At 46.5% G+C, this 13,379-nt stretch carries 10 protein-coding genes; 5 read left to right on the forward strand and 5 right to left on the reverse strand.

Annotated elements, in window-relative coordinates; genetic code table 11:
- Window positions 1-4 precede the first annotated feature (4 nt).
- Genes HC752_RS11630 through gabT form a run of 4 tightly spaced genes read left to right on the forward strand, consistent with a single transcriptional unit; the run spans window position 5 to window position 4,613 of the window.
- Window positions 5-880, forward strand: coding sequence for a 5-oxoprolinase subunit B family protein (locus HC752_RS11630; protein ID WP_190335287.1), 876 nt, complete (start codon window positions 5-7; stop codon window positions 878-880).
- Window positions 870-1,883 carry a 5-oxoprolinase subunit C family protein gene (locus HC752_RS11635; RefSeq protein ID WP_190335288.1) on the forward strand — a complete coding sequence of 338 codons (1,014 nt, stop codon included), beginning with the start codon at window positions 870-872 and terminating at the stop codon, window positions 1,881-1,883. Before HC752_RS11630 ends, HC752_RS11635 begins: the two co-directional genes overlap by 11 nt.
- Window positions 1,880-3,322 (forward strand): NAD-dependent succinate-semialdehyde dehydrogenase, encoded by a 1,443-nt coding sequence (locus HC752_RS11640; RefSeq protein WP_190335289.1) that lies wholly within the window; start codon window positions 1,880-1,882, stop codon window positions 3,320-3,322. Before HC752_RS11635 ends, HC752_RS11640 begins: the two co-directional genes overlap by 4 nt.
- Window positions 3,323-3,341: 19 nt before the next feature.
- Entirely contained in the window at window positions 3,342-4,613 is a 1,272-nt protein-coding gene (gene gabT / locus HC752_RS11645; RefSeq protein WP_190335290.1) for a 4-aminobutyrate--2-oxoglutarate transaminase, read from the forward strand.
- Window positions 4,614-4,838: 225 nt separating this feature from the next.
- Here gabT and HC752_RS11650 read toward each other — a convergent pair whose 3' ends face one another.
- The 4 genes from HC752_RS11650 to HC752_RS11665 form a co-directional block, all read right to left on the reverse strand.
- Window positions 4,839-5,804 (reverse strand): NAD(P)-dependent alcohol dehydrogenase, encoded by a 966-nt coding sequence (locus HC752_RS11650; protein WP_190335291.1) that lies wholly within the window; start codon window positions 5,802-5,804, stop codon window positions 4,839-4,841.
- Window positions 5,805-6,053: 249 nt separating this feature from the next.
- Entirely contained in the window at window positions 6,054-6,842 is a 789-nt protein-coding gene (locus HC752_RS11655; RefSeq protein WP_190335292.1) for a PhzF family phenazine biosynthesis protein, read from the reverse strand.
- A 219-nt stretch (window positions 6,843-7,061) separates the two neighbouring features.
- Window positions 7,062-10,850 carry a DUF6701 domain-containing protein gene (locus HC752_RS11660; protein ID WP_190335293.1) on the reverse strand — a complete coding sequence of 1,263 codons (3,789 nt, stop codon included), beginning with the start codon at window positions 10,848-10,850 and terminating at the stop codon, window positions 7,062-7,064.
- Between the two features lie 204 nt (window positions 10,851-11,054).
- Window positions 11,055-11,381, reverse strand: a complete 327-nt coding sequence (locus tag HC752_RS11665) for a hypothetical protein (protein ID WP_190335294.1) — start codon at window positions 11,379-11,381, stop codon at window positions 11,055-11,057.
- Between the two features lie 362 nt (window positions 11,382-11,743).
- Between HC752_RS11665 and HC752_RS11670 the strand changes: the two genes are divergently transcribed.
- Window positions 11,744-12,265, forward strand: coding sequence for a hypothetical protein (locus HC752_RS11670; RefSeq protein WP_190335295.1), 522 nt, complete (start codon window positions 11,744-11,746; stop codon window positions 12,263-12,265).
- Here HC752_RS11670 and HC752_RS11675 read toward each other — a convergent pair.
- Entirely contained in the window at window positions 12,253-13,284 is a 1,032-nt protein-coding gene (locus HC752_RS11675; RefSeq protein ID WP_238930501.1) for a GGDEF domain-containing protein, read from the reverse strand. The two genes, HC752_RS11670 and HC752_RS11675, sit on opposite strands and share 13 nt — an antisense overlap.
- Between the last annotated feature and the right edge of the window lie 95 nt (window positions 13,285-13,379).

Consider the following 13,379-nt stretch of genomic DNA (forward strand, 5'->3'; position numbering starts at 1 on the left):
GACGATGAAAACACGCTACTCCTATGGCGGAGATGAACACATATTCGTAGAAGTCAGCGAAGAAATGTCGCTCGCGGCCTTTTTCAAAAGCTTGTCGATGACACAAGCGATCCGACAAGCAAACATTCCGGGTGTAGAGGAAATCTGCCCCGCGAATGCTTCTTTTCAGGTGAAGTACAACCCCGACATTTGCGCACCTTCCGATATGTTGCAAACCATTCAAAATCTTGAAGCGTCCATGGCGGAAAACGAAGCGAAAATCGACACACGCATCATTGAAGTGCCCGTCTATTACCAAGATCCATGGACACATGAAACGCTGATGCGATTTCGGGAAAGGCATCAAGATCCAGAAGGCACCGATCTTTCCTATGCCGCAAAAATCAATGGCTATGATTCGATTGACGCTTTTATTGAAGCGCACGCCAATTCGCCTTGGATGGTCACCATGGTGGGGTTTGTTGCTGGGTTGCCTTTCATGTTTCAAATGGTGGAACAAGAAAAGCAAATCCAAGTGCCCAAATATGTTCGCCCAAGAACCGACACGCCTAAGCTCACTATCGGCTATGGGGGCTGTTTCTCTTGCATTTACTCGGTTCGCGGGGCGGGGGGATACCAAATGTTTGGCGTGACGCCCATGCCCATCTACGACCCAAGCCAAAGCGCGGCTCACCTGAAAGACTTTCTCATCTTTTTCCAGCCGGGGGACATCGTGAAGTTTCGCCCCATCGACGAAGCAGACTATCACCACATTGTCGATCAAGTCGAAAAAGGCACCTATCAGCCTCTCATTAAGGCGGTTCAATTCTCCTTATCTGAATTTGAAGCCAACATGAGCCGTTACAACGCCACACTGAAGGAGGCACTGTATGAACATTAAGGTTCTTCACCCCGGTTTAGCGACAGCAGTGCAAGATCTTGGCCGTAAAGGGTATTTTCATTTGGGCATTCCCGTATCCGGAGCCATGGATCGATTTGCCTGTCGATGCGCCAACTGGCTGGTCGGAAACGATGAGAACGCGGCTGTGTTGGAAGCGGTGTTTATGGGGCCAAAACTGGCATTCTCGAAAGGCTGCACCGTTGCCGTTACGGGGGCAGAAATGACGCCAATGGTCGATGGTATCGCACAAGAGAGCTGGACAAGCTTTCGTGTAGAAGCGGGGCAAACACTTACGTTTAATCACCTCACCAAGGGCGCCAGAATCTACATCGCGGTGGCGGGTGGTATTGACGTACCCGAAGTGCTCGGTAGTCGCTCTACTTACACACTCGGTGCACTTGGCGGCTTTGAAGGACGCCCCCTTCAAGAAGGGGATGAGCTGCCCGTCGGTGAGGCAACGGTGGGTAACATAAGCGATACCACAGGCAACGGTTTGTTTGTTCGCCGTCACTTACCTGCGGCGCTTCGCCGTGATGTCAATACAACGCTGCGTGTAGTAACGGGATTGTACTGGCACCGTATTACGGAAGCATCGGGCAAACAGTTTTTTGCTGAAGAATGGCAAGTGGCCCCCGAGGCGGATCGCATTGGTTATCGCTTTAAAAACGGAACACCACTTGAATTCATTGAACGCGACCAGCCTTTTGGCGCGGGATCGGATCCTTCCAACATCGTTGACGGTTGTTACCCCTACGGCTCGATTCAAGTGCCCGCAGGGAAAGAACCGATTGTGCTGCACCGTGACGCCGTATCCGGTGGCGGCTACTTCATGATCGGCACTGTCATTTCGACCGATATGGATTTGATTGGTCAGATGCAGCCCAATACGTCCATCCAGTTTACGGAAGTCAGCATGGAAGACGCGCTCAGCGCCAGACGGGATCATCAAGCGCTGCTCGACGCCGCCAAACACCACATCGAGCAAAGTGGAGTAAACCAATGACGTTACTTCGACACCGCGCGTTTGTGAATGGACAATGGGTGGAAAGCAAAACGGGTCAGTGCTTTTCAGTTTATGACCCTGCGAACGGCAATGAAATCGGCACGGTGCCCGATATGTCGGGTAAAGAGGTACTTTCAGCCATAGAGGCGGCAAATACCGCTCTGTCATCTTGGCGAAAACTGACCGCCAAGCAGCGCGCCGAATATTTGATGAATTGGCATCAATTGATTCTCGAAAACCAAGCCGATTTAGCCGAGCTGATCACCTTAGAATCGGGGAAGCCTTTATCGGAATCGCTTGGGGAAGTGGCCTACGGGGCTTCGTTCATTCAATGGTTTGCGGAAGAAGGGAAACGCATTTATGGCGATGTGATCCCTTCCACATCCGCCGATCGTCGCCTACAAACCTTGAAGCAACCCGTTGGCGTTTGCGCGGCCATTACGCCTTGGAATTTTCCTGTCGCGATGATCACGCGCAAACTGGCACCCGCTTTGGCGGCGGGGTGTACCGCGATCGTTAAGCCCGCGGAATCAACGCCTTTTTCCGCGCTCGCGCTGGCTTCGTTGTCGCAACAGGCGGGCCTTCCTGAAGGGGTCATCAACGTGGTGACCGCCGCCAAAGGGGCGGAAATCGGCACCACGTTGTGTAACAGCCCAACAATACGAAAGCTGTCTTTTACTGGGTCAACGGACGTCGGGAAAAAACTGTTGGCACAATGCGCCAGCACGGTGAAACGCGTATCCATGGAGCTGGGTGGCAATGCCCCCTTTATTGTGTTCGATGACGCCGACATCGACGAAGCGGTAGAAGGTGCGCTCGCCTCTAAATTTCGCAATGCCGGCCAAACGTGCGTGTGCACCAATCGAATATTGGTGCAATCCGGCGTTTACGCTCAATTTTCGGAAAAATTCGCCAGAGCCGTCAGCAAGCTCAAAGTGGGTTCGGGTATGAACCCTAAGCATCAGATCGGTCCTTTGATCAGTGAGCCAGCAATGGTCAAGGTCGATGCTCATGTCCGAGACGCGTTAAGCCAAGGGGCGCAATTGCTCACCGGCGGCTCTGGCCACTCTCTGGGTGGTTTGTTTTATCAGCCAACCGTCATTGCCGATGTCACCCCCGCCATGCGGATTGCCTCGGAAGAAACCTTTGGCCCGGTTGCCCCTATTTTTCGTTTCGATACGGAGGAACAAGCGATTGACATGGCCAACGACACCGAATACGGCTTGGCGGCGTATTTCTATTCCGCCAATATTCATCGCTGCTTACGAGTGAGTGAAGCGCTGGAATACGGCATGGTGGGTGTGAATGAAGGGATCATCTCCAATGAAGTTGCCCCGTTTGGCGGCATAAAACACTCTGGATTAGGGCGAGAAGGATCGCGATCCGGCATTGAAGAATATCTGGAAACCAAATACGTCTGCTTTGGCGGGCTTTCTTAAAAAGGATAGGACACCTCAAATGAATAATCAGTCACTGATGGATCGCCGAAACAAGGCGGTGCCCAGAGGCGTGGCTTCGGCTACCCCTTTGTTTGTGAAACGCGCTCAAAACGCCGAAATTTGGGACGTAGAAAACCGACGTTTTATCGATTTTGCTGCCGGCATTGCCGTCGTGAACACTGGGCATTGCAACCAAGCTGTTACACAAGCCGTCATCGAGCAAATCGAGCGCTTTAGCCACACCGCTTTTCAAGTAGCGGGTTATGAAACGTACATTGCTCTTGCCGAACGTTTAAACGAATTAGCCCCCATTGACGATGCAAAAACCCTATTGATGACAACGGGTGCAGAAGCGCTGGAAAACGCCGTGAAGATTGCACGCCACTACACCAAGCGTCGTGGTGTGATCGCGTTTCACGGCGGCTTTCATGGCAGAACCATGCTGACCATGGGCATGACAGGGAAAATCGCCCCTTACAAAGAGGGCTTTGGTCCTTTCCCTGCCGACATTTTCCACGTGCCCTTCCCCGTGCCTTATCAAGGTATGGACACCAGCTACACAATGAAGTCGTTGGAAAAAGTGTTCAAAACGGACATCTCCCCCGATTCTGTCGCGGCTATTGTTATTGAGCCCATCCAAGGGGAAGGCGGGTTTTACGCGGCACCCAATGAGTTGATGACGAAACTGCGAAATCTATGCGATGAACACGGCATCGTTTTGATTTTTGATGAAGTGCAAACGGGCTTTGCCCGAACTGGAAAGACGTTGGCGAGCGAGCATTTCGATGTGCAACCCGATTTGATCACTGTAGCGAAGGCGTTGGCCGGCGGCTACCCACTTTCAGGAATCATAGGAAAACGTGAACTGATGGACAGCCCAGCACCGGGAGGTCTGGGAGGAACGTACGGTGGTAGCCCTGTCGGTTGCGCCGCCGCCCACGCCGTTTTGGATGAAATTCAAAGCCAAAACCTGAACCAAAAGGCACAAACCATAGGTCGGCGATTACACAATGCCATCCGTCAGGTCAAAGACTCCCACGGCGGTATTCCCATTGCTTACATTCGCCACGCTGGCGCCATGATTGCCTTTGACTTTGTCAACGGCGAAGCACCGGCGCCAGAATACGTTGCACCGTTTATTGCAGAATGCCGAAATCAGGGTTTGATCGTATTGCCATGTGGTCAATTTGGCAACGCTATCCGCTTGCTGCCTCCGCTCACGGTGGAAGATCATATACTAGAAGAGGCGGTGGATATTATTCAAAATGCACTGATTTCAATGGTCAAATAGCTAGGGGCTGTTGACCTTTCGAGATGATTTTGCAGTTATTTGTGGGTTATTTGTACAAGGTAATGTTTATTCGGTGTAGCCGCTTTATACAATGATTAGTTAACACAACAATGATTGAATAACACAACGATGAGTAAAAATAAGCCACAAATGCTGCCCAAAGGGTTCGAACAACTTCATTAGGTACGCTGATGACATCAATGATGTCTTACTTGAAATACTGGACTAACTCACTTGAATGACAACACTGCCCTTTCTGCGTTTCGCATGGGCGTATTGATGGGCTTCTTCAAGTTGAGAAAATGCGTATTGGCGATCAATCCTTGGCTTTAAGATTCCCATTTCCATCAAGTCTTTAAGTAAAACTAAGTCCACACTGGTGTTGACGCGGTATCGGAACGCGAGACGCGGTTTCCCCATAAAAATGGAAGACATCATTTGATAGTACTCTGCCAGACCCGCTTCAAGCTTCAAGCATATGCCTCGCGGTTTGAGTACCTCACAACAAGAGTCAAAGCACGCAGTATTGGCAATGTCAAAAACCACGTCATATTGTCGCTCCACCACAGTGAAATCATGGATCGAATGGTCTACGACACGATCAGCGCCCAGTGCTTTAACAAACGTCAATTCATCGGTGCTACAAATACCCGTTACCTTCGCTCCAAGCCATTTAGCAATTTGTACCGCTGCGCTACCAACTGGTCCTGATGCTCCGTTTATCAGTACTTTCTGCCCGACTTGAACTTTGGCTTTGTCACGCAGCATTTGCAGAGCAATCAATGCACCGTATGGAATGGATGCCGCTTCTTCGAAATTTGTGTTCACAGGCATTAAGCTCAGGACACCATCGTCTTGTACTGTGATGTATTCTGCGTAAGTGCCACTTTCCACGCCTGCCAACCCGAACACTCGGTCATTAGGCTTAAAGAGTCGAACATTTTTTCCGACCGCTTCTACCACACCCGCAAACTCAGTACCGAGAATTTCTTGTTTTGGCAAAATGGCACCCAGCGCGAGACGCGAAGGGAGTCGAAGCAGTTTGGGAGATTGGGGGCGAAAATGACTTTTCGTAACCGTTGTGGCTTTCACTCGAATCAATACGTCATCGTCGGCTGGCACTGGTTTGTCAACTTCTGAAAAATGCAATATATCGTTATCCCCAAAGGGGGTATATACCATTGCTTTCATTACTGAAGCTCTCCGATAGCTGTGGCTGTGCATAACACACTAATAAGCCTTTCCTTTTTTCTAGCCACATCGAACTTCCGCTACGCTTAGGTCGCTTAACGACTCTTATCATGCGATATAGGGGATTTTTTTAGTCGAGACACCTTACCAATGGCAACGGTTCATAGCAAATAACATTTGTGTCAATAGTGATATTTATATGTTTTCTTTTGCTATTTTATATGAAATTGGCGCTATACCTTGACCATGCTAAACCGATATCTCGCCATCTAGGTATATCACTGCATGACCTGAAACAAAAACGTGGGTATCGGTCACTCTGCAATGCAGCTCGCCTCCCCTCTGAGACGCTTGAAATGCCACCAGTTCATTCTTCCCTAGCTCACTCGCCCAATAAGGTGCTAAGCCAGCGTGAATTGAACCCGTGACGGGATCTTCACTTCCACCGTTTTCTGGCCAGAAATAGCGTGACACAAAGTCGTATCGTTCCCCTTTCGCCGTTACGACGACATCGTAAGGTGCCAGCATTTTTAGCTTTTCCCGCGTTTGCTGAACCTGCAATACATCGTCTTGAGATTCATAAATAGCAAAGTACGCTTGCTGGCTTCGTAAGATGAGCGTCGGGGTAATGGATAATCCTTCTATCAGCGCTGGAGGGGCATCAACAGGCATAGGGGCACGAATAGGAAACTGCATTTCAATCATGCCACTATCCTGCTTTTTAACCATTAACGTTCCCACTTCTGAGGTTGAAAACTCAAGTTCATTCAGCATCGGAAAATCAGAAAACAACGCGCTGGCAGACGCTAACGTCGCGTGCCCACAAAAGTCGATTTCCGTGATAGGTGAAAACCAACGAATCGCGTATTTATTGTCTTTGATTGGTACGAGAAATGCCGTTTCAGACAAATTGTTTTCTATCGCGATATTCTGCATCAAAGTGTCACTTAACCACTCATCGGTCACGATGACAGCGGCGGCGTTGCCTTTAAATTGTTCGTTGGTAAACGCGTCCAATACTCGCATACGCAATTTCATTGTTGGTTATCTCCATTTCTTTGAGAAATCTCTCCTCGCGCACCATACACTATCGTTTTGACGCACTTGCATAGAAAAAGCGCCCAACGTAAATTGGCCGCTTTTAAACGAAAGAGCCGTATCAACCAAACGTAGTGCCAACAAAAAGTAGCACCAACAAAAAGTAGTACCAACAAAAAGTAGTACCAACAAAAAGCCGTACATGCAAAATACAGCCCTCTAGTACATTCTTGGCTCTCCACGGAAGATGACACGGTCATTACCTCGATAAACACCGAAAGTCACCACACTCGAAGGGTTGTCATCCCCTTTACCAAGCCAGTTGTATTGGAGGTATTGAAACCTGCTGAGAGTGTTACCAGAACAAGTGAGACCCACTTCCCCCGCAGGAGGTAAACCGATTCTCAATTTCAACCTAACTTGCTCCTGTGCCCCCACCGTAGTGTTATTTTGCCTTGCGGTTAGCTTTTTGCTTGCACCATCCTTTATGTTTGTATCCGAGCCTGTTAAATCTGCATTACTGACTCCAGAGTTTGACCAAATCAGCTCACGGCAATAATTCGTGCCATCAAAATCGGTAGACATGTCGTCGGTATTAGCGACAAATTGAGACCCATTCCAATATTCTGCTCGTACTGGAACGGTGACATCAACGCCACTATTTGTCCCTACATCATTCAATGCTAAACGTCCATAACGCATATCCAGCGCTGCATTAAATTTTCGTCCATCGTAAATGCTGTTACCGTCATTTCTTAGTGCAGTGGCTTTCACAAAATTGGTACACCCATTAACAGAACAATCCACATTATTGGTGTCCACTTCAAGACCAAGCCGAACATTATAGGGGCCATCTGGGGAGGTAATTTTCGTCGGCGTGGATTGCTGAATGACTCGAGAGAATTTAAACACGGTAAGGGGAAGTAACGCGGTTCCATCGGTCCATTCTTTATACCAATCTCTATTGGCTATATTGCCTGTTAACAATCGCTCTGTTAGGTCATTAAACTCTGTCGCTGGGTTTTTGTCGTCATCGACCATGGCTAAATTCAAATGCATTAATAGAGAAGCATCAAATTCCCCGTAGTTCGTCGTTGTCGTGATCACGTTGTTTTTGTCGACACTTTGAGCTTTTACAGTGAACAAAGATTTAAAATTTTGCTCCATGTAGGTAAAAATCCCTTGCTGCCCTTCTTGCGTATAATTATTGGTGAGTTCGAATTGATACGGATAGAATCGTCCTATCGTGACTGTATCACCGTCAATTCCGCTACCCTTACCATAGTTATAATTGCTGTTAGACACCGTTAAGTTAATGCTTCCTACCTCGTTCCAGTTCATTGATGCAACAATCCCATTCGCCGCCAACGACCTCGTCGTAAAGTTGTAGATATTGGAAGGGGAATAGCTGTTGCTCTCTTGCGTCAATACTCCGGAGCTTCCTCCAATCGGGGAATGAAGCGTGTAATTCAGCTCGGCTAATGCAAAAGATCCACCGTCAGTATAAAAGTTAGGCGTCGTGGCACGATCACATTGATTACTTTCCGAGGCGTCGAAAATGAGGGGTTTAATACGAGCAGTAAAGGTTTCTCCTGCCCTAGCAAAACCCGGTCCCGTTGAAGACGTTCCGTTATGGGCTTTGACTGAGTCTTGAACAGAAAGATCACACAGAGCCAGTTTATCCGGTCGAGCTTCAGCGACCATCACACCTTCTAGAATATTCGTGTTATCTCTAACAGTGACGTTGATTTGACCCGCATCGTTATATTGTAAAGTTAACTGACCCACTCCATCGACAAACTCGACGTTATTGTTCACCAAAGAAGCTTGCTGTGTGCCAGTGCTTGGCAAGATATAAGAGGTTAATGCCAACTCGAGTGTTTTGACGCCATCGTAATCATCCATTATCACAATGCCATCCACGGTTTCTCGCATCGCCTTGATGGTGACGTCGGCTTGTTTCCCAGCAATCATTTTGAGTGGAGATGGCTTAAAGATAAAGCCAGAATTGTTGAATTTATATGGTCCTGCTGCCCCGTTAATATAAGGGCGATCTACTTCATACGCGGTTACTGTCGCGACTTCTACAACAACACTACTGTATAAATAGTAGGTTGCGGTACCCGCTTGGATTGGCATGGAACTCGAGTCATCTATACATGATGCATTTGCGGTTGCTTTCCAACAGGTATATTCATTACTGGATGGCGTGATGTTTAGATTACCAAAGAAGTCTGTCGCGATATTACCTTCATTATTAATTATGTTAAACGTGATCGGAATGGAACTCTCTACCAATTCAGTCGCGGATGGTGGCGTAATTTGAAGCTGATAAACAGGCTGATTACAGCTAGCAATGTCGCCTTTTAGTCTTGCATCGCCTGACATTTTAGCAGTCAAAGAAGCAATGGCACCATTTAAAACACCACTCTCTTTTATTTCAACGTTATCTTCTGAGAGCACAAATGCAGTGGCTCTTGCATCCCCATACATTGAGAAGTTAGAACCCACGCCGTGCTGAATAAAATAGATATCATTTGGCACACCTGACCTATTAACTCTGGCGCTATTGTAGACATTCGTTTCTCCAGCATGTAGAAAAACTTGCCCCCTGACTCCGACCTTAGCGTTGCCAAAGATATTGATTTTACTAGCAAAGTAATCGCCAGCAGTAAAGGTCACAACAGCATCTCCCGAGACGTTAATTTCGTCATATTGACCTGGTGATACGGTGTGAGACCCTGTATTGAGATTGAGGCTGGTTGAACCTGGCGTGAAACTGACAAAATCATTATAAAGAGTGACCAGTAAACTGCTGTCGGCTATACAGTCTCCACTGGTGCAACTGTTGTTGGGATGTGTATTGACATCAAAATAGCCAAGCCGAGTACCATCCAATGCCCCAGAAATCTGTGAGCTGCCAGTCATTGTTAAGCTACCAGAGGTATCCCAAGTTTGTGCAGGGCCAGTAAACTGAGTACATTGCTCCACATCAAATGGCACTTCAAAAATGATGTAGCCTAACCGCTCTTCAACGTGTTGACGCTCATCGTCATAGTCCAGATCTTCATCCACCATAAAGCTGGATCGGCTCGTCTCCAAACGGCAGCGGCGCAACCAGCCACCATTGTTCCCTTCACGCGAGTTTTTTGACGCCACGATAATAGGCACAACATCATAATTTTCGGCGTAATCTGCGTATGTCTCACAACCCGTAGAAACAGGATCACCCGTATCGTACGAGTTAATGGTCAACTGGTTTTTAACGGCAAACTTTATGCCCTCTCGCTCACCGCTGCCATACGCCGCGATAAAACCAATACGCTCTTCTTGCGTTGGAAACTGCCTGTCTTCTTCTAATTTGTAACCATCGACCTCATTCCGTTCTAGCGAGATATTCATGTAAGCTCTATTCACGTCGGTGACAATCGACGCTAGCCAAAAATCCTCGCCATTATTAATACTTTGAACTTGGTGAACAATGCCTGGTGTTCCGGTAAATGCTCTGAAGCCCTGATCACTGTACGTATCAAAATAGATTTTCTCTTTTTTATTCCTATTGATGTCGCCAGTACTGGTAGTGCTCAGTGCGTACATGTATTTTTTAGTGGAGACGTCATCAACAATGACTTTTACACCATTAAAATCATGGACCCCCTTCTCGATTACAACGTAATCAATGACTTTCATCGGCACATTTTCCATGCCAGGAGGGGCATAAAATGCGGGGGCAAATTTTTGTTTAAATTTAACGTATTTTTTTGTTACTTCGAGAATTCTTATATCCGATGGAGAGTCCAGCTCATTGAGAAATGAAACCGTGCTCATGAAGAACACAAGAGGAACCGTATCATAGGTTTTTTCGAAATTGACTTGGCAGACCGTATCAATACAGTCTGGATGCGCATAGGCATTAACGTTGTAACGACCGTACTCAAGCTCAAGCGCTTTTGCACTTGCTCCTACTAAAACCAACATCAGAATGAGAGCAAATCTTAAAAGTTTCATTTTTAAGCCCAAAGCAGGTTGAAGAAAAACCTTTCCCGTCCAAACTCTAGTACAAATCCTCATGCTTAATTGCTTCATTTTTAATACTTTGCCTAAAAAAAAATCCTATCTGCTTATTTTATAATCTAGCTCACGCTTAATCTCGATGTATAGGGCGATATCCAAAAACAATTCCATCCAAAACACTTCCCTCCAAAAATCTCGTTACTCTTTCTGACCAGCAACAAGATAAGACGTTATTTGTTTAATAGAACCAGACTCAATTTGGAAAATGTCACAGAAACAAAACGTTTGCTGTGCATCTCCGTGCCCCTGAACAACCAGATGATCTGTTGCTTCAAGCGCTTGAGATACATTTAAAGACACCGGTTCTGATTCCATTTGAAAACAAATAGATCGAATATTGTCCGTTCCAACGATGTCTTCTTTGCCAACATTCGTCCAGCGCGTTTTCTCGTTTAAAAACGGGATAATCTCATTCACATCTCCACAAGAAAAAGCGATACACGCGTTTTTGATATCTTCATCCACAGCATTCACCCTGTATGTTTTTCAATCAGTTATTAAAAACTATACGACTATTTTTACCAGAGTGATGTGACAGCGTGGGAAAAACGTGAGCGAATACGCTGGAAAAGAAGCGAAGGAACGTTAAAAAAGATGAGGTCGCTATCCCTTTCAAACGGTAACCCGATCGTGCCTACAACAGTAAATCGTGCCTACAACAGTAAATCGTGCCTACAGCAATAGGATAAAGCGATGGGACAGCCTTCTTTTTAATTGAGCTTTAACCAAAACAACTGAATTCGATTAAATCTCAACCAAATCGAATGGAAAACTTTGGTGAATGACTTATGCTCAATTGAGGCAATATGGAAACTAAGGGAACCATAGTGGAATTGAAAACAGAGCTCGAACAATGGGACGGCAAAGACACCGACGCCATCTCCCTGATTTATCAGGAGCACCACTTTGAACCGTACTTTATCACTCAGCTCATAGAATTAACGGACGATGAAGACTTCGCATCTGGAGCGACATGGTTGCTCAAAAACCATTTTGAGCAGGAAGAACAGCTCACAGACTCAGAAATAGACACTATTTATGGCAAATTGAGCAGCATAGAAGCTTGGGAAGCCCGCCTCAATCTTCTTCAAACAATACCTTACATGCCTATTTCTGAACAGAATAAACCTTATGTGGAATCGTTTGTCCGCCATTGCTTGGGAGATAGAAACAAATTTTTACGATCCTGGGCATACAATGCGCTGTTTGTGTTAAGCCAACAGTATCCAGAATATTTGGTGGATGTGAAAAAGCTATTTAAGATCGCACTCCGAAAAGAAGCACCATCAATAAAAGCGCGTATTAAGAATATTTTGGTTCAAAATAAATTGGACAATCAAACACCGTAAACAACTTGGTTTCTGCCAGATCCTTTCGCATGATAAAGGTGATCATCCGCCACTTTGAACATGTCGTCTAATTGCGCGCCATCTTCGCCATAGACAGAAACACCAATACTGGCAGAGATGCTCACTTGTCTATTGTCCACTCGGAATGTATTGCGGCAAAGGACCTTGCGTATGTGTTCTGCCACGGCGCAAGCGACTTTTCTTTCTGTGTAAGGCAATAGAATGCAAAACTCTTCGCCCCCTACCCGATAAACTGAGTCCGATCTTCGGACTGAATCTTTAACAAGCTTTGCAACTTGTCTAAGCACTTCGTCACCAACATCGTGCCCATACTGATCATTGATGGCTTTGAAGAAATCCAAATCCACGACCAGCATGCTGAATAAATCTGATTTTCGCCTATGCATTGTCACCATTTTTTCAAAGCTGAATGCCAAACTCAGGCGGTTGTCTATTTTGGTGAGCGGATCAAGCAAGGCCAGTGATGTCAGTTGCTCTTCGGTTCTTTCTCGATTGTACTCGTAAACATGTGCCATCCCCCAAATCGCCCCTAAACAGGCCAATACATTAATCATTGAATGTGTCAGCAACCCTGCCTCCGGAACCATTGACTTCCAGTAATACAACACGGCACCAATAGGCACAAAAACCAGATTGAGCTTCAAGCCTGCCGATCTTCCTAGCAACAAGTAACCGACGATGGGGCATAAAAATAACCAGACGAATGAGGAATTTTGAGCCTTAGTGGAAAGCATACCCATAAACACAATGAGAAAAAGTGAGGATACGTAAACAGAAGATTGTAAACGAAGATACTTTTGAGAAGCCGAATAGCAAAACAAGTAAGCAGAATAGATGGCAAAAAACAGCTCAACAGCGCCCAGCCACTTTTGCTCAAAAACGAAAAGGTTAAGAAAGCCATAGATAAGACCAGCAACAAGGGTAATGAGAGACACCCCCTTTAACATATTGCTTCGAAATGACTGAGATCGGTTCAACCATTCGATGCTTGCGTCCATCTGTACCATCACTTTCCCTGCAAGAATTTACTGAGCACCCAGCGCATTCTGTAGGATTAACAATTCTCACTCAACCATAAACAGTTTCTGTCTGT

Source organism: Vibrio sp. S9_S30 (assembly GCF_014694455.1).
In the GTDB taxonomy this organism is placed as follows: domain Bacteria; phylum Pseudomonadota; class Gammaproteobacteria; order Enterobacterales; family Vibrionaceae; genus Vibrio.